General features: G+C 63.9%; 17 protein-coding genes. 10 read left to right on the forward strand and 7 right to left on the reverse strand.

Going from position 1 to position 20,647, the window contains the following annotated elements; genetic code table 11:
- Positions 1–3 precede the first annotated feature (3 nt).
- Both folD and AC1RUK_RS23370 read right to left on the reverse strand, forming a co-directional pair.
- The gene (folD, locus tag AC1RUK_RS23365) at positions 4–903 is read right to left on the reverse strand and encodes a bifunctional methylenetetrahydrofolate dehydrogenase/methenyltetrahydrofolate cyclohydrolase FolD (RefSeq protein WP_481838758.1); all 900 of its coding nucleotides are present in this window, start codon (positions 901–903) and stop codon (positions 4–6) included.
- 208 nt (positions 904–1,111) lie between these two features.
- Positions 1,112–3,499 carry a GumC family protein gene (locus tag AC1RUK_RS23370; RefSeq protein ID WP_481838757.1) on the reverse strand — a complete coding sequence of 796 codons (2,388 nt, stop codon included), beginning with the start codon at positions 3,497–3,499 and terminating at the stop codon, positions 1,112–1,114.
- 201 nt (positions 3,500–3,700) lie between these two features.
- On the opposite strand from AC1RUK_RS23370, the gene AC1RUK_RS23375 reads away from it, so the two are divergent.
- Positions 3,701–4,996: a lipopolysaccharide biosynthesis protein gene (locus AC1RUK_RS23375; RefSeq protein WP_481838756.1), complete on the forward strand. Its 1,296-nt coding sequence runs from the start codon at positions 3,701–3,703 to the stop codon at positions 4,994–4,996.
- Here AC1RUK_RS23375 and AC1RUK_RS23380 read toward each other — a convergent pair.
- Genes AC1RUK_RS23380 through AC1RUK_RS23390 form a run of 3 tightly spaced genes read right to left on the reverse strand, consistent with a single transcriptional unit; the run spans position 4,993 to position 7,882 of the window.
- Positions 4,993–5,922 (reverse strand): DUF6492 family protein, encoded by a 930-nt coding sequence (locus AC1RUK_RS23380; protein WP_481838755.1) that lies wholly within the window; start codon positions 5,920–5,922, stop codon positions 4,993–4,995. The two genes, AC1RUK_RS23375 and AC1RUK_RS23380, sit on opposite strands and share 4 nt — an antisense overlap.
- Positions 5,919–6,713: a WecB/TagA/CpsF family glycosyltransferase gene (locus AC1RUK_RS23385; RefSeq protein WP_436170852.1), complete on the reverse strand. Its 795-nt coding sequence runs from the start codon at positions 6,711–6,713 to the stop codon at positions 5,919–5,921. Before AC1RUK_RS23385 ends, AC1RUK_RS23380 begins: the two co-directional genes overlap by 4 nt.
- Positions 6,710–7,882 carry a glycosyltransferase family 4 protein gene (locus AC1RUK_RS23390; RefSeq protein WP_481838754.1) on the reverse strand — a complete coding sequence of 391 codons (1,173 nt, stop codon included), beginning with the start codon at positions 7,880–7,882 and terminating at the stop codon, positions 6,710–6,712. The genes AC1RUK_RS23385 and AC1RUK_RS23390 overlap by 4 nt, the downstream gene beginning before the upstream one ends.
- A 170-nt stretch (positions 7,883–8,052) precedes the next feature.
- Between AC1RUK_RS23390 and AC1RUK_RS23395 the strand changes: the two genes are divergently transcribed.
- From AC1RUK_RS23395 to proC, 3 genes are all read left to right on the forward strand, one after another.
- The gene (locus AC1RUK_RS23395) at positions 8,053–9,051 is read left to right on the forward strand and encodes a glycosyltransferase family 2 protein (RefSeq protein WP_481838753.1); all 999 of its coding nucleotides are present in this window, start codon (positions 8,053–8,055) and stop codon (positions 9,049–9,051) included.
- Entirely contained in the window at positions 9,020–10,339 is a 1,320-nt protein-coding gene (locus AC1RUK_RS23400; RefSeq protein WP_481838752.1) for an O-antigen ligase family protein, read from the forward strand. Before AC1RUK_RS23395 ends, AC1RUK_RS23400 begins: the two co-directional genes overlap by 32 nt.
- A 73-nt stretch (positions 10,340–10,412) precedes the next feature.
- Entirely contained in the window at positions 10,413–11,228 is an 816-nt protein-coding gene (gene proC / locus AC1RUK_RS23405; RefSeq protein ID WP_481838751.1) for a pyrroline-5-carboxylate reductase, read from the forward strand.
- 5 nt (positions 11,229–11,233) lie between these two features.
- Here the strand turns inward: proC and AC1RUK_RS23410 are convergent, their stop codons facing one another.
- Positions 11,234–12,550, reverse strand: a complete 1,317-nt coding sequence (locus AC1RUK_RS23410; protein WP_481838750.1) for an NAD(P)H-dependent oxidoreductase — start codon at positions 12,548–12,550, stop codon at positions 11,234–11,236.
- A gap of 203 nt (positions 12,551–12,753) precedes the next feature.
- On the opposite strand from AC1RUK_RS23410, the gene AC1RUK_RS23415 reads away from it, so the two are divergent.
- From AC1RUK_RS23415 to AC1RUK_RS23435, 5 genes are all read left to right on the forward strand, one after another.
- On the forward strand, positions 12,754–13,524 hold the full coding sequence (locus AC1RUK_RS23415; protein WP_481838749.1) for an SDR family NAD(P)-dependent oxidoreductase: 771 nt from the start codon (positions 12,754–12,756) through the stop codon (positions 13,522–13,524).
- 410 nt (positions 13,525–13,934) lie between these two features.
- A complete protein-coding gene (locus AC1RUK_RS23420) occupies positions 13,935–15,392 on the forward strand; it encodes a TolC family outer membrane protein (RefSeq protein ID WP_481838748.1) in 1,458 nt (485 codons plus the stop codon).
- A 30-nt stretch (positions 15,393–15,422) separates the two neighbouring features.
- The gene (locus AC1RUK_RS23425; RefSeq protein ID WP_481838747.1) at positions 15,423–17,555 is read left to right on the forward strand and encodes a type I secretion system permease/ATPase; all 2,133 of its coding nucleotides are present in this window, start codon (positions 15,423–15,425) and stop codon (positions 17,553–17,555) included.
- Positions 17,556–17,601: 46 nt separating this feature from the next.
- Positions 17,602–18,891, forward strand: coding sequence for an HlyD family type I secretion periplasmic adaptor subunit (locus AC1RUK_RS23430; protein ID WP_481838746.1), 1,290 nt, complete (start codon positions 17,602–17,604; stop codon positions 18,889–18,891).
- The gene (locus tag AC1RUK_RS23435) at positions 18,881–19,522 is read left to right on the forward strand and encodes a ribbon-helix-helix domain-containing protein (RefSeq protein ID WP_436170842.1); all 642 of its coding nucleotides are present in this window, start codon (positions 18,881–18,883) and stop codon (positions 19,520–19,522) included. The genes AC1RUK_RS23430 and AC1RUK_RS23435 overlap by 11 nt, the downstream gene beginning before the upstream one ends.
- A 24-nt stretch (positions 19,523–19,546) precedes the next feature.
- Here the strand turns inward: AC1RUK_RS23435 and AC1RUK_RS23440 are convergent, their stop codons facing one another.
- On the reverse strand, positions 19,547–20,434 hold the full coding sequence (locus AC1RUK_RS23440; RefSeq protein ID WP_481838745.1) for a transglutaminase-like cysteine peptidase: 888 nt from the start codon (positions 20,432–20,434) through the stop codon (positions 19,547–19,549).
- On the opposite strand from AC1RUK_RS23440, the gene AC1RUK_RS23445 reads away from it, so the two are divergent.
- A complete protein-coding gene (locus tag AC1RUK_RS23445; protein WP_481838744.1) occupies positions 20,433–20,624 on the forward strand; it encodes a hypothetical protein in 192 nt (63 codons plus the stop codon). The genes AC1RUK_RS23440 and AC1RUK_RS23445 overlap by 2 nt on opposite strands.
- The last annotated feature ends 23 nt before the right edge of the window (positions 20,625–20,647 follow it).

Here is a 20,647-nt window from a genome sequence, read left to right on the forward strand (position 1 = left end):
GGGTCAGAAGGACGGCCGCTTCATCCCGGCCGCGAGGTAGGCGGAAGCTACAGTGTTGGCCATCAGCATGGCAATGGTCATCGGTCCGACACCGCCAGGAACCGGGGTGATGGCGCCGGCCGCCTGCGCCGCCTCGGCATAGGCGACGTCGCCGACGAGGCGGGTCTTGCCTTCGCCCCTTTCGGGCGCGGCGATGCGGTTGATGCCGACATCGATGACAGTAGCGCCCGGCTTGACCCAATCGCCCTTGACCATTTCGGGCCGGCCGACGGCGGCCACCAGAATGTCGGCGGTGCGGGCGAGCGCCGGCAGGTCCCTGGTGCGGCTGTGCGCGATGGTGACAGTGCAGTTGGCGGCAAGCAGAAGGTTGGCCATCGGCTTGCCGACGATGTTGGAGCGGCCGACGACGACCGCGTTGAGGCCGGACAGGTCCTTCCCGCGCACCCGCTCGATCAAAAGCATCGAGCCGGCCGGCGTGCAGGGCACGAAGGCCGTCTCCAGTTCGCCGGTGCCGAGCTTGCCGACATTGATGAAATGGAAGCCGTCGACATCCTTTTCCGGCGCGATGGCCTGGATGATCTTGCCGGAATCGATATGAGCGGGAAGCGGCAGCTGCACCAATATGCCGTTGACGGCCGGATCGGCATTGAGCTCGCCGATGATCTTCAGCAGCGCCTGCTCGGAGGTGTCGGCCGGCAGCGTGTGCTGGAGCGAATGAAAGCCGCATTCCTTGGCGGTGCGCGATTTGGAGGCAACATAGACCTGGCTTGCCGGATCCTCGCCGACGATCACCACTGCCAGGCCGGGCCTCTCCGCACCCTTGCCCACCAGTTCCGCGGTCAGGGCCTTGACCTTCTGAACCACGTCTTCGGCGACGCTTTTTCCGTCAATCACTTCGGCCATGGACCACCTTCAACACTGTTCTGCCTGGAGCGCGCCTATCCGTGCACGCTCGATCTCTGGTTGCACATCGACGCCCCCGAAAACGCCTTGCGGTTTCGGGCACCATGCAGCGCGGCATTTTCACGAAAATTCCAGCGGGCAATCCCGTCAAAACGCCGTCACATGCCGTAAACTCGAAACCGGCCGCTTTTATCGGTTGCCGGGAGTTTTAGAAATAGCGGCGGTTTGAACGGCTTTCGGTCAATTCGCGCACCGCATCGCGGAATTCGCGCAGGCTGTCGCGGATTTCATCGATCCGGGTCTGCTGATCGGCGTCCGATTCCTGAGGAGGATACGGTCCCTGCCCAACCGGAGGCATCACTGGCTGTTGATTGGAGTAGCTGTCCGGCGGTGTCTGTGCATGCCTATCCTGCGGATAGTCGGGCTGGCTGTCATCGGAGTAGGCCTCCGCCCGAGGAGCCGGATACATCGACTGGCGCTGAGTGTCTTCCTGCGGATCTGCGTCCCGTACCGGCCTTGTCGCCTGGGCGACGGGGGGCGAGACGGTCTTGTCGGCGCGCATCTCCGCCGCGGGCTTAGGCTGTCTGCTAGGCATGAGGCCGCCTATGGCTGAAAGCAGAGCGCCGATCGGCCCGGACCGTTCGGTTCCATCGTTGATGGGCTGGGGTCTCAAAATCGGCGGTGCAGCCGGCGGCGGTGCAGCCGGTTGACGTGCAGCCGGCGGCGGTGCGACCCGGTAAGCCTTGTCCTCGAAAGCCGGCCTGTTCTTGTCGGTCTTGCTCCGGGACCGGAATGCCGCAGTTTCGCGCAGGCTCTCATAGGCGCCACGCATGCCGCCGAGGCCGATGCCGGCGGCCAGCCCGAGCAGCAGGCCGGCAAGCGCCACCACGGCGCGCGACGGCCCCTTGGCCTCGAGCGGGGCAAAAGCCTTGGAGATGACGTTGATGTTGGCGGTGTTGATGTCCTTCTGCTCACCGGTCTCCTTGGCGCGCAGCAGATACTGTTCATAGACGGAGCGCTTGGCGGCGGCCTCGCGCTCCAGTTCGCGCATGGTGACGAGATTGTTGTTGACGTCACCGCTCTGGACCTTCGCCTGTGCCAGGCGCGAAGCGAGGTCCTGTTCGAGCTGGACCGCGCGCTTCAGGTCGACCTGAAGCGACGAGGCGATGCGCTGCAATTCCCCGGCGATGCGTTCGCGCGACCCGTCAAGCTGGGCACCGAGCGCCTGGAGTTCGGGATGACGCGGGCCGAGCCGAACCGCGGCGCGGTCGGCTTCCTGCTTCAGCGTCGCATATTGCGAGCGCAGTTCGCTCATCGTGTTGGAGTTGATCTCTTCGGGCAAGGTGCCGTTGAGAACGGAATTCACGTTGATCGAACGCGCCGAGGCCGCCCGGGCGTTGAGTTCCAGCGTGCGAGCGCGGGCGACGGAGAGCTGCTCGTTGAGCTTCAGCATCTGATCGTCGCTGATCAGGTGGCCCTGCGCGTCGACAAGATCGTGCGTCGCCCTGAAATCCTCGACCTTGCGCTCGGCCGCTTCCACGCCCTTGCGCAATTCGTCGAGCCTGGCCGTCAGTTCGTCCGTGGCGCGGCCGGCAGTGTCGGACTGGATCTGGCCGAAGGTCTGCAGGAAAACGTCGGTCATCGTGTTGGCGATGAGGGCCGATTTCTCGCCATTCTGGGTGGTCGCGCTGACCGAGATGACGAAGGTCTTGCCGCCGCGCTCGACCGAAAGGCTTTCGGCGAGATTGCCGACGGCGAGCGCACGGCGCCGCGCGTCGTCGGCTGCCCCGCCGGCATCGCTGCGAGACAGGATCGAGCGGATGAGCGACATGACGCCGAGGCCGCCACTGCCCGTTCCATTGAACTCGGGATCGTTGGTGAGATTGAGTTTGTCGACGACCTTGTTGAGGACAGTGCCGGACGTGAGCACGCGAACCTGGTTCTCGACGATGGCAAGCGTCGCATCCGACGCGACCACGTTCTGGGTGAGATCGCGGTCGGTGAGCTTGAGGTCGCGCGGGTCGACGATCAGCTCGGTGGTGGCTTCGTATTTCTTCGGCGTCGACAGGGCGATGCCGACGCCGAGCGCCGCGCCCAGTATCGTCGTAGAGAGGATCAGCAGCTTCGAACGGGCAATGCCGCGAACGACCTGAACCGGATCGATCAGCGGCTTCCATTCTTGTCCGTCGTCATCGTCCCCGGCAGGCCGCCGCTCTTCGCCGGCGTATCGAGGTTCGAAGGCGGCTTTAGAGCGATGGTCCTGCGAGGGACCGGCGGGCGCTTTGTGCGGTGCGGTCTGCGGGTGGCTGCTTCGAGCCCCCCAATCGTCGTCGGGCAAGGTTTCATCCAACACGGATTCGCCGCCGGCCTGATACAGGCCAGGCTCCGCGGTGGCCGAAAGGGGATTCGATCGCGCCTCGCGTTGCGAACGGGCGAGACGGTGGCGGGCGGCGGCATCCTCGCGCCATGCCGGGTCGGCCCGGTCGCCGATCGACACCAGCGACGCGTCGGCCTCATCCTCGCCACGCATTGCCTGACCGAGTGCCAGCAGGGAGCGCTCGCGCCTCCAGTCGTCTCGGTTTTCCCTGTCGACCATTTTCTTGGAGCTTTACTGTTCGGCGGCTTGGGAAAGGCGGTCGGCCAATCGTTAAGCCACGCTAAACAGGTATAGGAAACAAATGGTTAATTTTCGGATCAAGAAGGCAGAGTTTTCGCGCTTTGATTGCATCGCTTTCAGGTGCGATCGAAGGGTCCAGAACCGCACGTTAAGCTTTCCGGCCTATGCTTTGCCGGACATATGACCCAAGCCAGTGACATACCGCAAAGGCGGACCTTCGCCCGGATCGGCACCTTCGTGGCCGCACGGCGCGAGCTTGTCATCGACTATGTCTCCGCCATCAGCGGCGCCGGCGGGCGGCTGGTGTTCTCGCTCGCCTATTTCATCGCCTTGGCCAACACGCTGTCCATCGCCGAGTTCGGCATGTTCGCCACCGCATCGGCGGCCGGCGTCATGCTGTCGCGCATCCTCGCCTTCGGCTTCATCGCGGCGCTGTACCGCACCGCCACGATCCGGCCCAATCTGATCGGCACCTTCACCGCCGGCTTCCTGCTGCTTGGCGTTGTGTCGTTGCCGTTGCTGGCCGCCGCCTCATACAGCGTCTACCTGGTCTTCTTTGCCAGCACCGTGCCGCTGTCGGTTTTCGCGGCCATCGTCTTCGCCGAGGCGCTGCTGTGGCGGCCGGTCGAGGTGGTGCTGATCGTCAACAACGGCCTCGGCAAATTCGGCCGCGCCGCCGTGCTGGCAATCCTGGCGACGGCATTGCGGGCCGCCGGCGCCGTGCTGTTCATGTTTGCGGCGCAACACACGGTCGGCGTCTGGTCCTGGTACTATATCGGCGCCAATGCCGTTTCGCTGATCATTGCCTTCGGCTTCTTCTATCCACGCCAGCGGCTGCGGCTACGCACCGAACTCTATCTCAGGCGGCTTGCCGATTCGATCTACGTCGCCGGCGCCGAGGTGCTGTTCTACCTGCAGATGGAATTCGACAAGCTGCTGGTGCTGGCCATCGGCGGGCCGCACCTTGCCGGCATCTACGCCATCATCATGCGGCTGGTCGACCTGACGGCGATCCCGATCCGCACCTTCTCGATGATGCTGGTGCAGCGGATGATGCGGGCGCCGGAACTGCTGTCGCGGCTGGCGGTCAAGAGCGGCATCGAGGGCGGCGTGTTCCTGGTCTCGACGCTGGCGCTGGCAGCACTCGGCATCGTGCTGCATTTCTTTCCCAATGCGCTCGGCAGGAATGTCGCGGAGGCGGCGCCGCTGGTGGTGCTGGCGATCTGCGTTCCGGGACTGCGCAACCTGGTCGAATACCAGGCCGAGCTTCTGTTCGCGCGCGGCCAGACGGCGGTCAGGGCGCTCAACCTCGGCCTGCTGGCAGCGCTGAAGGCGGTGCTCTTGACCTATGTGCTGACCGCGATCGCCGACACGCCCAATCTGGTGCTGTCGCTCAACCTCGTCTTCCTGCTGCTTTATCTCGCGTCGGCGCTGCTCACCTATTCGGCGATGCGCAGGCCGGCGAAGGCGATCTAAGACATATCCAGCCCGATCAGACGGCAGATGCGGCCGATATCGGTGCCGATGAAGGACTGCATGCCGATCGCCACCTGTTGCGGCGCCATGGCAGCGACGAAGCGGCGGAACTCGTTGTCCGACAGCGCCTCGCCGGTCCAGTGGACGCGACAGAACTCTTCCGAACCGTGGAAATGGCCGGCGCCATCCAGCACCTCGTCGACATAGCGGCCGTAGATCATGCATTCGGAGAATTTTCTTTTCGAGCCGACGACCTCGACCCAGTTGCGGCCGTGGGCTTTCTCGATCCGCGCGCACATCGCCGTCACGGCCTCGCGGCGCCAGGCGATCAGCGTCGAGATGTAGTCGTGGGTCGAAACCTTGGGTTTGTCGATGCCGAGCGCCGAACCGGCGTTGCGCGACCAGATGCGATGTTCCTCATGCCCGTTGATCGCCAGGACGCCGTTGCGCCGGAACAGCCGCACCTTGCCGTCGTGCCAGAAGGCGCTGAGATCGAACGGCTTGACGAAGGCGACGTCGGAATCGCAGAAGACCAGCACGTCCTCCTTCGCATGCGCCGCGACGGCGATGCGGCGAAGCTGCTGTACATGCCAGCCGCGCAGCGGCTGGGTCTTCAGGCTGAGCCAGATGCGGCGGCGAAACAGGCTTGCCGGATCGTCGACGACCCGCAGCCAGCGCGGCAGGAGATCCCGCTCGTCGACGACGGTGCGGCTGCCGGTCTCCAATTGGCGAAACAGCGCAACGTCGCGGTGCTCGACCAGGATGTAGTGATGCGCGACACCGGAGACTTGGCGGTCCATCGTTTCGCACAACAGACGGCAGCGTTCGAAATCCGGCGCATAGCTGGCTGTCACGACCGCGGCCGTCGGTGTCTGCCGCAACGGATCGGACCCTGCGGTGGCGTCGGGCACGAACCGGCTGTTCAATGGTTTGCTCCGGGGCCTGCTCCGGCGCCCGAGAGCTTCTGCCCGACGACGCGCCACAGGAACAACGGGTTGCCGACCACGTAGCGGCGCCAAAGGCGGCCCGGTTCGATCCACAGGCGAAACAGCCATTCTAGCCGCAGACGGCGCATCCACAGCGGCGCCCGCGGCACCGTGCCGCTGAGGAAATCGAGCAGCGCTCCGACAGCGATCGGCAGAGTACAATGGCGATGATCTATGTGGCGCGCGATCCACAATTCCTGGCGCGGCACGCCCATGGCGACGAGCAGCACGTCCGGCCGCAGTTTCGCTATTCCATCGACGATCGACGGCTCCTCGGCGGCGGAGAAATAGCCGTCATGGATGACCACGAATTTGTGCTGCATGGCCAGCGCCGAAAGCTTGGACGATGCCGCCTCGGCGTTGACGCGCGTCGCGCCGAGCAAGCCGACGGTCAACGGCCGTGACGATGCCTGCAGGAAGGCCGGGATGAAATCGGTGCCGTTGAGATTGTCCGGGAACGGCGCGCCGTAAAGCAGCTTGGACGCCATGTCGACACCGACGCCGTCGGGCAGGATGAGAAAGTCGTCGAGCACTTCGGCAAAGACCGGGTCGCTAAAGGCGATGTTGGCGTTGTGCGCGTTGAGGAAACTGACCTTGGTGAAGCGCCGCTCGGCGATCAGCCGTGCAAGCAGGGCGATGGCGTCGTCCCAACGGATGGCGAGAACCGGAATGCCGAGGATCGTCTTCAACGTGTCGCGCCCGATGGCGGCGCGGGCGGTGTGCATATTCATGCAAACACCTCCTGTCTGACCGGACCAAGCTTGTTCATGCCAAGCCTTATCGCGGCGTCGAGCGCCTTCACCTGCCGGCGATGGAAAGCGCCGCCGTCGACGTCCCTGACAGCGGATGCGGCAACTTCGAGCGCCGCGGCGAAGACGACGGGATCGTCGGTCACGACGCAATTGTCCGGCCGGTGATCGATGCCGCGCAGCGAACGGCTGGTGGCGACGGAGGGCAGGCCGAGCTCGAAGGTCTCGATGGTCTTCAACTGCACGCCGCTGCCGGCCGTGCTGATCAGCGGGATGACGGCGCCAGTGCGCACGAAGGCCTGCGCGTCCGGCACGCGGCCGACGAATTCGACACCGGGATGCGTGGACGTGATGCCGGACGGCATGCCGCCGGCGATCCTGATGCGGAAGTCGCGTCTCAGATGCGGCACGACCTTGTCCAGGAACCAATCGAGCCCGATGCGGTTCGGCTGCCAGGTCCAGGTGCCGATCAGCGCTGCGTCGCATTCAATGCGGCGCTGGCCTGTTCCTGCCGGCGCATCGGCGCGGGTCACCAGCGGCACCACCACCGAGCGATCATCGGTGGCGACGCCGAGCGCGGCGCGGTCTTCCCCGGCCAAGGTGAAGACGAAGCGCGCGTGGCGGCAGAGCCGCTCTTCCATGGTCTCGAGCAGCCTCGCCTCGCGGCGAAACAGCAGGCGCTGGAAAACGCTGCCCGCGGCGGCGGCATTCTCCTGCGCCGAGCGATGCTCGACATTGTGGGCGACGAAGATCGAGGGGCGGTCGCCGAACAGCTTTTCGAAAGCGCCGGCGAACTGCACCGAGTTCAGCACATAGCCGTCAAACGGCCCGGCACGTTCCACGGCGGCGCGGACTTCCCCGTCGGAGACCACGCGCAGCTTGACCGATGCGAAGGTGAGACCCGACAGCACCGCCCTGGCGACCCAGGCGAGCTTCTGCAGCGGCGAGGCGCTCTCGGTGCGCACGTCGACGGCGCCAAGCACGATTGTGTTTTCCGGATCGGCGGCAGGCTTTCCCGGCCAGGTGAAGCCGATCACGGTGACGCGCGCGCCGGCGCGCCGCAAAGCAGCGATGATCGCAGCGTTGGCGATCTCGTAGCCCGAAGCGAGAGCGCCGTCGGGCACGATCGATGTGGCGAACAGCAGATGCATCTCACCTATCCAGTGCAGCCCAGATAGCAAAGCGGGGTGAACCCTTGATTAAGTGAACGCAATCGGGGCCGGGAGTCTCGGTTTTGCGGGCTTCGCCACGAAAGGTGATTAACGAAACGTTATCACCGGGGTGCTATCGAAAACCAGATTCACCAGGCGGCTGGACACGGATGATCCCAATGCCATCGGACGGTTCGGTATCGATCGCGGGACGGTCTCCGGGGCTCGCCGCCGAGACCGTCGAAGCGGTCGTCACGCTGCCAACCTTCAAACGGCCCGAACAGGTGCTGGCGACACTGGCATCGATCAAGGCGCAGCAGACCACCAGGCGCTTCGCCGTCATCGTCATGGAGAACGAGGCCGAGGCGCGCGACGGTGCCAAGGCGGCGCTGCCGCTGTTCGAGCGCGGCGATATTGCGGGCATGGTGATCGTCGCGCATGAGCGCGGCAATTGCAGCGCCTACAATGCCGGCTGGCAGAGTGCGATCATGCATTTCCCCGACTTCAGGCACCTGCTAATCATCGACGACGACGAGATCGCCGACCCGCATTGGCTGGAGCGCATGTGCAGGGCGGCCGAGACGCTCGGCGCCGACATTGTCGGCGGCCCGCAAGTGCCCGTGTTTGCCGAACCGGCGCATGCGAGATGGGCAGAACACCCGGTCTTCGCGCCGCCCTACCGGGAGACCGGACGTGTTGCGGCGCTCTATTCCTCCGGCAACCTGCTGGTCGGGCGCAACGTGCTGACCGCCATGGGGCCGCCTTTCCTCGACCTCAGATTCAATTTCATGGGCGGCGGCGATTCCGATTTCCTCAGCCGGGCAGCGCAGAGAGGCTTCGTTCTTGGCTGGTGCGCCGAGGCCAAGGTACACGAAACCGTGCCGGCACGGCGTGTCGAGGCCGACTGGATCCGCGCCCGCAGCCTGCGCAACGGCGTGATCTCGACCCTGGTCGAAAAGAAGAAACGCGCCGGCACGCCGCTTGCCGGCGCCAAGGTGCTTGCGAAGAGCCTGGCTCTGCTTGCCGCCTCGCCGCTGCGCGGCGCGGTCAGGCTGGCGCGGACAGGATCGCCGGCGACGGCGCTCTATCCCATCCATGTCGCGCTCGGCCGCGTGCTTGCGGAATTCGGATATGCTAATGAGCAATACCGGCAGCCTGAGAAGAACTGAGCGCGCGCCGCTCAGTGCGGCGTTCACGCGCGAGGGCGTGGCGACGGCGATCGCGGCACTGCTGTTCACCATGATCCTGGTGTCCTTCCGGCCCTTTCAACCGGCCGGCGCCGAGCTCACCGGCGAAGGCGGCGACATCGTCAACCAGCTCGGCTTCTCGTCGCTCGGCGCGATTTCGATCTTCTCGCTGATGGCCTTCGCCGACCCGCGCGTGGTGCGCTCGCTGCTCAGCCCGTCCTGGATGCTGATGCTGGGCTGCTTCATGCTGTCGGTCATACTGGCGACCGATCCGCCGTCGGCGATGCGCGCGGCGTCCTTTACGTTGATCGGCATCCTGACGATGGCGACGATCCTGGTGCTGCCGCGCGACGGCGAGGCTTTCTCGAAAGTCATCATCTTCACCGCCATCGTCGTCATGGGCCTCTCCTACCTTGGCCTCATCATCTTTCCGCACGAGGCCATGCACACGGCCGACTCGCAGGAGCCGGAGCATGCCGGCCTGTGGCGCGGTGTCTTCACCCACAAGAACATCGCCGGGCCGATCATGGCCTGCTTCAGCTTTGCCGGCCTCTATCTCTACCGGCGCGGGCAACGCTGGTGGGGCGCGACAATCTTCTGCGCAGCGATGATCTTCATGCTGCATACCGGCTCCAAGACGACGGCAGGCCTGGTGCCGTTCTCGATCCTGATCGTGGTGCTGCCGAGCCTGATCGGCATGCGGCTCGGCACGCCGATCCTGTTTGCGGCAGCAATCATCGCCACGGCGGTCGGCACGCTGGGAATCGTCTTCCTGCCGCCGGTGAAGCATCTGGCGGCGATCTATTTTCCCGACCTGACCTATACCGGGCGCGCCACACTGTGGGAGTTCGCCGGCGACATGCTGGCGAAGAAGCCATGGACCGGCTACGGCTATGAGAGCTTCTGGGGAACGCCGCTGCTACTCAATCAGGATCAGCCCTTCGACCGGCCCTGGGACATCCGCACCATCGTGCACGGCCATGACGGCTATCTCGACATTGCCGTGCTGATGGGCATCCCGGCGCTCTGCGTTGCGGTCTACACCTTCCTTATTGCGCCGCTGCGCGACTACATGCGCATCCCGCTGCGCAAGGAGAACATCTACCTCGGCGACTTCTTCATGATGGTGGTGCTGTTCGCGGCGCTGAACGCCTTCCTGGAAAGTTTTTTCTTCCATCGCGGTGACCCGGTCTGGCTGTTCTTCGTGCTCGGCGTGCTTGGTCTGCGGCAAGTGTCGCTGCGGCCGATCGCGGTTCGGCGTCCCTCCTGATCGCTCCTTCGGCAAGGGCTTTCCCACCTCGCCGTGAGCGTCTATTGAGAGCCATCTTCGCGGAGGTCCTTCAATGACGATCAGGCTCGTTCTCGCCGGCTGCGGCAATATGGGCTACGCCATGCTTTCGGGCTGGCTGAAATCCGGCAAGCTTCCTCCGGAGGCAGTCTTCGTGGTCGAGCCCAACGCCGACCTGCGCAAGCGTGCCGAAGCACTGGGCTGCGGTGCTGCGGCCGATGCCGCGGCCATTCCGGCGGATGCGGTGCCAGCGCTTGTCGTCATCGCCGTCAAGCCGCAGGTGATCCGCGACGTGACCGCCGCCTACAAGCGCTTTGGCGACGGCCGCACCACCTTCGTCAGCATCGCCGCCGGCACACCTGTCGCCACCTTCGAGGCAATCCTGGGCCATCGCGCGCCGATCGTGCGCTGCATGCCGAACACGCCGGCGGCCATCGGCAAGGGCATGATGGTAGTGTTCTCCAACCCGCTGGTTTCCGACGACGCCAGGCGTTTCGTCGCCGACCTGCTGTCGGCGAGCGGGGAAGTGGCCACCATCGACGACGAGAGCCTGATGGACGCGGTGACAGCGGTGTCGGGCTCCGGGCCGGCCTATATCTTCCATTTCATCGAAGCGCTGACGGTTGCCGCCGAGAAGGCCGGCCTGCCGGCCAACACCGCCAAGCTGCTGGCCATGCAGACCGTCCATGGCGCGGCGTCGCTGGCCGCCGAAAGCGGCGAGGAGCCAGGCCTGCTGCGCCAGCAAGTCACCAGCCCCAACGGCACCACGGCCGCGGCCCTTGCCGTGCTGATGGGCGAGGAGCGGCTGACCAAACTCCTGACCGAGGCGGTGGAAGCGGCGCGGCTGCGGTCGATAGAGCTGGGGAAGTAACCCCCCTAATTTGACCCGTACAGCATCTCGTCCTGCAGCCGGCGCAGGGCGAACAGCCTGGTTGTCTGGTCGGGCGCGGCGTTGTCGGCGGTTAGCAATTCGCCCTTCCTGACCTGCTTCAGCACCTTGCCGCCCTCGAGCAGGCCGACGGGCACCGCGCGATGCGCGCGGGCCTCCTGGACGGTCATGGTCCAGGACCGGTAGCAGGTCTCGCCGATCGCATCGAACGTTTCTCCGGCGGCGAGATCGCGCTTGGCGACCGCGCAGACCTCGGCCACCGGCTTCGGCAGCGGCACCATGTCGGGCCGGCCGTAGAGCACGATGCGGGCGGCGGTCAGCGGTACTTCCAGCGAGGTCAGGTGATAGGGCCGAAAGAAGCTGTAATAGGGGCCGTGGCCGACATGGAGATCGTCCATGCGCTCGATGACGCGCGGATGCGTCGCCTCGACAATGACGAAGACCCCGGGCGCGACGCCTTTGCCGACCGTGTAATCGACGACGCCCTTTTTCGACAGGATGCCGCCATCGGCCTTCGGGATCAGCACCTTGGCCAGTTCATCGCGGTCGGCTTTCGGGCCGTGCATGCCTGGGACATCGGGCACCAGCCCGGTGGCGTTGGCGATGGCGCACATCTCGACCATGGTCTTCGAGCCGTCGACGAACTCGACCAGCATGCGCGGGTTCATGTTGCGCCGGACCGCTTCCTCGCGATAGTCGTCCGGCACGGCGTCATGGTTGAGCGGGTTGTTCTTGCCCTTGCCGGCCGAGACGATCGTGTAGCCAAGTGCGGCGGCGAACTCGATCAGTTCCATGCAACTCGACGGCTCGTCACCCGCGCCGACCGAATAGACGACGCCCAGCCGGTCGGCCTGCTGCTTGAGATAGCAGCCGATCGTGACGTCGGCCTCGACATTCATCATCACCAGATGTTTGCCGTGTTCCATCGCCTTCAGATCGAAATCGGCAGCGACGCCGGGCTTGCCGGTGGCATCGATGACGACATCGATCAGCGGATTTGTCACCAGCATCTCGTTCGAGGTGATGGCGATTTTTCCACTCTCGATTGCGGCGATGACTTTCGAAGCCGTGTCCGCTTCCACCGCCATCGCCTCGTCGCCATAGGCGATGCGGATGGCGTCACGGGCGGTGTGCGGACGCCTGGTCGACACCGCGCAGACCGAAATGCCCGGCATCAGCATGCCCTGCGTCACCAGATCGGTGCCCATCTCGCCGGAGCCGATGACGCCGATGCGTACCGGCTTACCCTCGGTGGCGCGCCTGGCGAGGTCGCGGGCAAGCCCGGTCAGGGCGACATTTGTCATACAAGAACGTCCACGCTTTTGCTTTTGGCCCGCAATACAGGGAACCGCTCTGCTTTGCCAACAAAACCAGCCGCTCGTGGCAATTTCCTGCGCGCGCTTTGCAGAACCCGAACAGATTTTGCGCAGCGATTTGCAGGCTTCTGGCTTTCGCAGCGCGACCGGTTAATGTTCGGGAAGGGAGATTTCCATCCAGGGAGGACGAGATGGCAGAGGTCACACCAAAATTCGACCTGGCCGGCAAGGCGGTGCTGGTCACCGGCGCTTCGCGCGGTATCGGGCGCGCCTGCGCGCTGGCCTGCGCCGGCTCCGGCGCCGACATGATCGTCGGCGTGCGCAGCGAGACCGACGGGACCGAACTGACCGCCGAGATCGAGCGCATGGGCCGCCGGGCGCTGGCCGTGCGGATGGATCTCACCGATCTGGCGACGGTGCGAAAAGCTGTAGCCGAGGCGCACGCCGCCTTCGGCCGCATCGATGTGCTGGTCAACAATGTCGGGCTCGGGCCGGAAAACCTCGCCGAGAACGTCACCGAGGAAGATTTCGACCTCACCGTCAACGTCAACCTCAAGGGCACGTTCTTCACCACGCAAGCAGTTGCAAAACTGATGATCGCACAGAAATCCGGGCGCATCATCAACATCAGCTCGCAGGCCGGCACGGTGACGCTGAAGGGCGAAGCGATCTATTGCATGAGCAAGGCGGCGATCAACCACCTGACGCGCTGCCTGGCCGCCGAATGGGCACAGCACCGGATCAACGTCAACAGCGTCGCGCCAACCTTCATCTGGACGGACGGAACACGGCCATCGCTCGCAGAGCCCGACTTTCACGCGCATGTGCTGGGGCACATTCCGCTTGGCCGCATCGGCGACCCGATCGATGTCGCGGGAACCGTGGTGTTCCTGGCCTCGCCCGCCGCGTCGATGATCACCGGCGCCAATATACTGGTCGATGGCGGCTGGTCGGTGGCTTGAACAAACAGGCTCGCAGGCCAATCGTTTCAAAGGACTGAGCTGGCGTTGAGAGAAAGCATTGCACTCCCGACTTCTTTACCAACGGGGTGCATTACTGCCGAATGCTGCAGCGTGGCCAGTAACGGCGACCGGACGGGTGCGCGGGTGCGCGCCTGCAGTTTTTCCAAGAGACTCGTGCTTCTGGCCCGGTTCGCGCTGAATGGCAGTGCGGCGACGCACGGCTTATGTGCCATTTTTGCTACATCCACCGGGACTAATGGCGAGAACTCCGGGTTTTAGAGGCGTCTAGATCATTAAGTGCTCACATCTTTCAAAAATCTGATAGATACTCGCCGCAAGCTCTGGTGGCAGGCTTGGGCAATAAGCGCTGTAAAAAAATATAGAGGCGCGGGGAAAGTCACGGGGTAGACATGAACAGGACGGGTAAAGTGACCGTCGGCTGGCGCTTTGCGCTTGCCGTGACGGTGTCAATGCTGGCTTGCGGAAGCGCTGGCGCACTCACGCTCAAAGAAGCAATGGCAGTCGCCGTCGAATCCAATCCGGAGATCGGCCAGGCGATTGAAAACCGCGAAGCAATCGAATTCGAGCTGCGCCAGGCGAAAGGTCTTTACCTTCCCAGCGTCGATCTGGAAGCGTCGGCAGGCGCCCGGCGCCTCGACAATCCATCCCGGCGCGCGCTTTCCATCGAGGACGACGCGCTCTATCCGGCTGAAACCGATCTTACGATTTCGCAGACGCTCTATGACAGCGGCGCAAGGCGAGCCGAACTGACCCGTCAGGCGTCGCGCGTCGACGGCGCGTCGTTCCGGGTTCTGGAACGGTCCGAATTCATCGGGCTTTCCGTTGTCCAGGACTATTTGGAATATATGCTGCAGGCTTCGATCGTTGTCGAGGCCAAGAAAAACCTCGGCTTCCACCAGGCTATACTCGGCGATATCCGGCAGGGGATCGAAGGCGGGGCGCTGAACGACGCCGACCGGCAACAGGCCGAGGAGCGGTTGTTCGCCGCCAAGGCGCGCATGCAGGAAGCCACCGAGGAACTGGAAGCGGCCAAGATACGCTTCTTCAAGACCGTCGGAAAGCCGCTGACCAACTCTTCAAGGCCGGGCGATGTCTCCGCAGCACTGCCGAGGTCGCTCGATGAAGCAATCGGGCTGGCGCGGGAAAGCAATCCGCGCGTGCACATGGCCAACAGCGACATCGACGCGGCGGCCTCCCTTGTGGATGCAGCACGGGCGAAATTCGGACCCTCGATCATCGCCGAAGGTCTCGCCCGGGCCGGAACCGACATCGATGGCGACGATGGCGACACCAACGACCTGCAAGCGCGGCTGGTGCTGCGCTGGAACCTTTACCGCGGCGGCATCGACAAGGCCAACGAACAGGAACAGATCCGCCGCTCCAGCGAACAACGACTAGCGCTGCATCAGGTCCTGCGCGAGATCGAGGAAGCAGTGCGGATCTCATGGGAACGCCGCTTCCGGCAAGCCGACCTGGCCAAGACGCTGCGGCAACAGGCTGCCGCCAGCGAAAGCCTGGTCGCGTCCTATCGCGAACAGTTCAAGGTTGGCCAGCGATCGCTGCTCGACGTGCTCGACGCGCAGAACACGCTGTTCAACACGGCGACGCTGGCGGATACCGCATCCTACGCCTCGCTTTTCGCCCAGTATCGGCTGCTGGCGGCAACGGGACAGTTGCTGAAGACGATGAACATCCAGCCGGCCAAACAGGCCGCGGCCTATGCGCGGTCCGAATTCGCCGTGCCGGCAACCGCCGACACCGAAACCTATGCACGGACGCCGTCGGAACAGAAGAACGATCTGCCGTTCGACATCCTCGCCCCTGTCAGGAAAAAGCAGCCGATGTAAGATCGATCGCGGGTCCTTCGGGAGCGGATCGTGAACCAGCAGCCCAATATCCTGTCGCCCAAAGAGGCCTTCAAAGCCTGCTTTTCGGCGATTGCCGCCTATCTCGGCAGGCCGAGCGCGGAGACAGTGCTGTTCGCCGGTGTCCCGATCGCGGAGACGCGCATCGAGGCCGGCGACATCAGGCATCTGGCCGAGCGCATCGGCCTGGAGGTCGCGGAATTCAACCACCGCGATTTCGTGCGCGGTCGCTTCGACCTTCCGGCCATCGTCTTTCGCGCCAGCCAGTTGCCAGTCGCCCTGCTCGCGGAGATCGAAGGCGGCGACTATCTGACCGCTCCGCAGGAAAACGGCCGCACCACAATCGGTAAATCCGAGCTGGTCGAAAGCTACATCAGCGGCGGCGCCTCTTTCTCGATCACCTATGCCAACACCACCGAGGCAATGAAGGTCGGTTCGGCGGCGAAGATAGAAAGGCGGCACTGGCTGACTGGAACCATGGGCGCGTTCTGGCGCACCTATTCGAAGGTTGTGTTGTCAGCGGTCTTCATCAACCTGCTCGCCATTGCCTCGCCGATCTTCACCATGAACGTCTATGACCGGATCCTGCCGAACAAGGCGGTCGCGACGCTCTGGGTCCTGGCGCTCGGGATCGGCGCCGTCATCGTGTTCGACCTGCTCTTGAAGACGGCCCGCGCCTCGCTCATCGACTATGCCGGGCGCAAGGCGGATCTGCGGATTTCGTATCTGCTGTTCGAGAAAGTGCTCAATTCGTCACTGTCGGCGCGGCCCAGTTCGACGGGTGAGTACGCAAACCGGGTGACCCAGTACGAGTTCGTGCGGGAGTTCTTCACCTCCAACACCATCAGCGTCTTCATCGACACGATCTTCGTCTTCATCTTCCTGCTGGTCATCTACGCGATAGGCGGCTGGCTGGTGATCATACCGGCGCTGGCCTTTGTGATTTCCGTCATCGTCGGCCTGATCACGCAGCGCCGTATCGGCAAGCGCGTCGCAGCCTCGATGAACGAAGCCGCGCAGCGCCAGGCGCTGCTGGTCGAATCCATTTCGACGCTGGAGACGATCAAGTCGCTGCGCGCGGAGGCCTATCTGCTGCGCAAATGGGGCGAGCACTCCAAGAACGCAGCCAACACGTCGGAGAAGATCAAGCAGCTTTCGGCCGCCGCCGGCAACATCACCGGATCCATTCAGCAGCTGGTGACCGTCGCGCTGGTCGTGGCCGGCGCCTATGCCTTTTCCGCAGGCTATGTGTCGACGGGCGCGATCATAGGCACTGTCATGCTGGCCAGCCGGGCGGTGGCGCCGCTTGGCCAGATCGCCATCACGCTGTCCAGGTTCCGCCAGGCCATGCTGTCGTTGCGAATAGTCAACGCGATCATGTCTCAACCGGAGGACCGGCCGGATACGGTCGGCTTCGTCAACCGCCCGATCCGCAACGGCGCGATGGTCTTCAAGAATGTCGGCTTTGTCTATCCGGGTTCGGAGAACGAGGTTCTGAGCGGGCTGAACATCTCGGTCAAACCGGGCGAGCGGGTCGGCATCATCGGCCGCATCGGATCGGGCAAGACGACGATGGGGCGGCTGATCGGCAGGCTTTTCCTGCCGACCTCGGGAGAACTGCTGCTCGACGGCATCGACATTCGCCAATACCACCCTTCGGAGGTTCGCGCCGCGGTGGGGATCGTCGCCCAGGCCGGCGACCTGTTTTCAGGAACCATCAAGGAGAACCTCCTGATGGCGGCCCCGGAAGCGACGGACGATGAGATCATCGAAGCCGCGAAGGCTGCCGGTGTCGACGAATTCGTCTCCCGTCATCCGCGTGGCTACGACATGAATGTCGGCGAGCGCGGCACCAATCTCTCGGGCGGCCAGAGACAGGCGGTGGCGATCGCGCGCCTGCTTTTGACCAAGCCGAAGATCGTTTTTCTGGATGAGCCGTCGGGGTCGATGGACCTTGCCTCGGAACGGCAGCTGATCAGGCAGCTCAAAGTGGCTTTCGAGCGGAACACGACGCTGATCGTGTCGACCCATCGCTTCAGCATGCTCGAACTCGCCGATCGCCTCATCGTCATCGATCAAGGCCGGATCGTCGCCGACGGGCCGAAGGAACAAGTCATACAGGCGCTGCAGAAGAACAGCGCCTGACAAACCGGATTATATTGAACCATTTCAATATAATGGGACGTGGGAAATGCTTGCAAGGGAAGACCGCCCACCGCTGTTTGCGTCGGCGTCCATATTCATCATCGGGGCGCTGTTCGTCTCGTTCGTCGGCTGGGCGTCTTTCGCCGAAGTCGATGAGATCGCGCGCGGCGACGGCAAGGTCATACCCGCATCCAAGACCCAGATCATCCAGGCCAGCGAGGCCGGCGTGGTTCAGGAAATCGCGGTGAAGATCGGCCAGATCGTCAAGAAGAACGACCTCATCATCCGGCTCGACAACACGGTCAACACCTCCAGCCTCGGCGAGCAGCAGGCCAAGGCGCGCGCGCTACAGGTGCGCATCGCGAGGCTCAAATTCGAGCAGGCCGGCACCCTTTCCGGCCCCTTTCCGTGTCCGGCTGAGATCCAGTCGGTCGCCCCGGAAATCTGCGACAACGAGCAGAAACTGCTCATCGCCCGGCGCGGGAATTTCGACAACAAGCTGTCGGTGCTCAAATCGCGCCTCGACCAGCGCGAGAAGGAGCTGAACGAAGCAACCGCCAACGCCGACCGCCTGTCAAAGAACCTTGCCATCAGCGACCAGGAGGCAAAACTGGTCGAAGCGATGGTCAAAAAAGGCCTGATGGCCAGGACCGAGCAGATCCGTGTCGACCGGGAGCAGGCTGAACTCAACGGCCAGCTGAACCTCGCCGGCGAGACCATAAAGAAGGCCAAGGCGGCAATCACCGAAGCGCAGCTGCAGGTCGACGAACTCGGTCTCCAGCTGCAGCAGGAAGCGCTGGACGAGCTGACCCAGGCATTGGCCGAGCTTTCGGTGGTGGACGAAACCATTCGCGGTGCCACCGACAAGGTGGCGCGCACAGACATCCGCTCGCCGGTGGACGGCATCGTCAATACGATGGAGCTGAACACGGTCGGGGCCTTCGTGCAGCCCGGCGCGGTGGTCGCCGGCATCGTGCCCACTTCCGAGACCCTTTTGGTCGAAGCGCGGGTTTCGCCACGCGATGTCGCCTTCATTCGTGAGAACCAGGACGCGCTGATCAAGGTCACCGCCTACGACTTCTCGATCTTCGGCGGCATCGAAGGCAAGGTCTCGAACATCACCGCAGACAGCCTGGTCGACCAGAAGACGGGCGAACCCTACTACCAGGTGCGCGTTGCGACGGACACGTCGACGCTGGAAAGGGACGGCAAGGCCTATTCGATCATTCCGGGCATGATCTGCTCGGTCGACATCAAGACCGGGCGCAAGACAATCCTGAACTACCTGTTAAAGCCGATCAACAAAGCACGCCAGGAGGCCATGAGTGAGCGATAGCGCCGCCCGTCCCGCCATCCAAGGCGAGCGGCCGCTCCTGCCGCTTGCGGCCGATGATTTCGGCCCGGAATTCCGGGTCGTCGCACGCGGCGGCATACGCCGCGGCATTCGCCTGGAACGCGCCTTCTGGGTGTCGCTCAAGCAGATGGCCGAAAGCCGCAAATGCACGATTGGCATGCTGGTCGACGAGATCGCCGAAAGCCATGCCGATCAGGGGAACCTGACGTCGGCGATCCGCGTCGCCTGCATGCGCGGCCTGGCGGAAGAAAACCTGGCGCTGCGAAAGCTCGCTTCGATCCGGACCATCAACGCCATACTGGTCGCCTGTCCGTCGCCGGCCTTCGCGCTGTCGTCGTCGAAGAAGATCCTGAGCTTCAACGCGCCGTTCCAGCAGCTGGTCAAGCGGCAGTTGCCGACAGCGCCAAATGACGATGCGCGGCCCGACCTCAAGCTGGCGCTGGACCTCAATGTGGCCGACATATTCGCGCGGCTCGAGACCAATGGCGAAACGCCGGTCGCGACCGGCTTCGTCATCGGCGCCGGCGAGCGCCGCTACCGGGGTCAGCTGAGCGCGGTGCGCGCACCGGTGGCCGAACCGGAATTGCTGATGGCGTTCGTCTTCAACGGCTAGGCAATTCCAGGAAAAGTGCGCCGCTCACTGCGGGCCGAGGCGGGCCGAAAACGTGTCCAAAGCCATATCCGGCTGCAAGCCTTCGCCGGGAGCGACCGTCGTGAAACCACCCGTGATGTCGGCCATCTCGGCGCCACCAGTTCTGGAACCATGGATCCAGGACCGATCCATGCTGAAGGAATAGAGCGGCACATAGTCGGGGAGATCGCTGTCGCGCCTGACGGCGTTGCCAAGACTGTCGAGGATGAAGGCGCCGCTGGCCGTGCTCACCGACAGCACGGCGTGAAAGAACTTCCTTTTGCGGTCCTGAAGGACAACGAGCGACATGCTCTGCGCCGGAATGCCGGCCTGTAGCAGCGCCGTCATCTTGAGGATGGCGAAATCCTCGCAGTCGCCGGCGCGCCGCTCGAGGATTTCCGAAGGTTTTGCCCAATAATCGAGCTTGCCGTAGACGGCGCTGTCTTTCCGGTAAGCGATCAGGCGGTTGATGCTGGTGTTGACGAAGGCCAGCTTGTCGCTGAACCCCTTGTCCTTGGCCGCGTCGACCATCGCGACGAACGCCGTGCTCTTGCGCTCGCATGCACTGCCCGCCGAACAGCCGACGATCGCCTTGTAGACAGGCGCCCAGCGGGCCGCGACCGGGAAGTTGCGCATCGAAAGGGCAACCGACCCGAACACGCCTGGAATGATCGCCGCGGTCTGCATCGGGTCGATGCCGGCATTGGCTTCTGCCATCGAAGAGGTGTTTGCGCCATCCGCCCCGGCAGGAGCATAGCTGCCGGAGACGGAGCCGACACGGTAGGGCGCGGCAGGCCGCCAGGGCTGAGGCCGCGCCAGCGATACGCCGCCAAGGCTGGACGGCGCCTGGAGCCTTTCGAGCGGCACGCCAGCAGGCGCCGAATCACCCGACATGGCGCTCGCGAAAGATGAACACGGCACGCCCGCAAGGCCGATTGCCAGCAGGAGAATCTTGAACGGGGCTGATGCCGGAGAAGCTTTTTTTATTGTCATAATGCCCACCTTTGACTGTGGACGCTACCAGTCTCGTCTCAAATTATTGGAAATGAAGGTAGATAAGTTTCCAGAAATTGGTTTTGTCTAATTTATTTAAAATTCTAATCTAAT

It is taken from the genome of Mesorhizobium monacense, assembly GCF_056781675.1.

What these genes read in the sequence shown, in the direction of transcription:
- AC1RUK_RS23445 (WP_481838744.1), top strand. Translation starts at nt 20,433, where the DNA reads ATGGCGCTCGCGAAAGATGAACACGGCACGCCCGCAAGGCCGATTGCC.
- AC1RUK_RS23440 (WP_481838745.1), bottom strand. Translation starts at nt 20,434, where the DNA reads ATGTCGGGTGATTCGGCGCCTGCTGGCGTGCCGCTCGAAAGGCTCCAG.
- AC1RUK_RS23410 (WP_481838750.1), bottom strand. Translation starts at nt 12,550, where the DNA reads ATGACAAATGTCGCCCTGACCGGGCTTGCCCGCGACCTCGCCAGGCGC.
- AC1RUK_RS23400 (WP_481838752.1), top strand. Translation starts at nt 9,020, where the DNA reads ATGAGCAATACCGGCAGCCTGAGAAGAACTGAGCGCGCGCCGCTCAGT.
- AC1RUK_RS23375 (WP_481838756.1), top strand. Translation starts at nt 3,701, where the DNA reads ATGACCCAAGCCAGTGACATACCGCAAAGGCGGACCTTCGCCCGGATC.
- AC1RUK_RS23370 (WP_481838757.1), bottom strand. Translation starts at nt 3,499, where the DNA reads ATGGTCGACAGGGAAAACCGAGACGACTGGAGGCGCGAGCGCTCCCTG.
- AC1RUK_RS23415 (WP_481838749.1), top strand. Translation starts at nt 12,754, where the DNA reads ATGGCAGAGGTCACACCAAAATTCGACCTGGCCGGCAAGGCGGTGCTG.
- AC1RUK_RS23395 (WP_481838753.1), top strand. Translation starts at nt 8,053, where the DNA reads ATGATCCCAATGCCATCGGACGGTTCGGTATCGATCGCGGGACGGTCT.
- AC1RUK_RS23430 (WP_481838746.1), top strand. Translation starts at nt 17,602, where the DNA reads ATGCTTGCAAGGGAAGACCGCCCACCGCTGTTTGCGTCGGCGTCCATA.
- folD (WP_481838758.1), bottom strand. Translation starts at nt 903, where the DNA reads ATGGCCGAAGTGATTGACGGAAAAAGCGTCGCCGAAGACGTGGTTCAG.
- proC (WP_481838751.1), top strand. Translation starts at nt 10,413, where the DNA reads ATGACGATCAGGCTCGTTCTCGCCGGCTGCGGCAATATGGGCTACGCC.
- AC1RUK_RS23385 (WP_436170852.1), bottom strand. Translation starts at nt 6,713, where the DNA reads ATGAATATGCACACCGCCCGCGCCGCCATCGGGCGCGACACGTTGAAG.
- AC1RUK_RS23390 (WP_481838754.1), bottom strand. Translation starts at nt 7,882, where the DNA reads ATGCATCTGCTGTTCGCCACATCGATCGTGCCCGACGGCGCTCTCGCT.
- AC1RUK_RS23420 (WP_481838748.1), top strand. Translation starts at nt 13,935, where the DNA reads ATGAACAGGACGGGTAAAGTGACCGTCGGCTGGCGCTTTGCGCTTGCC.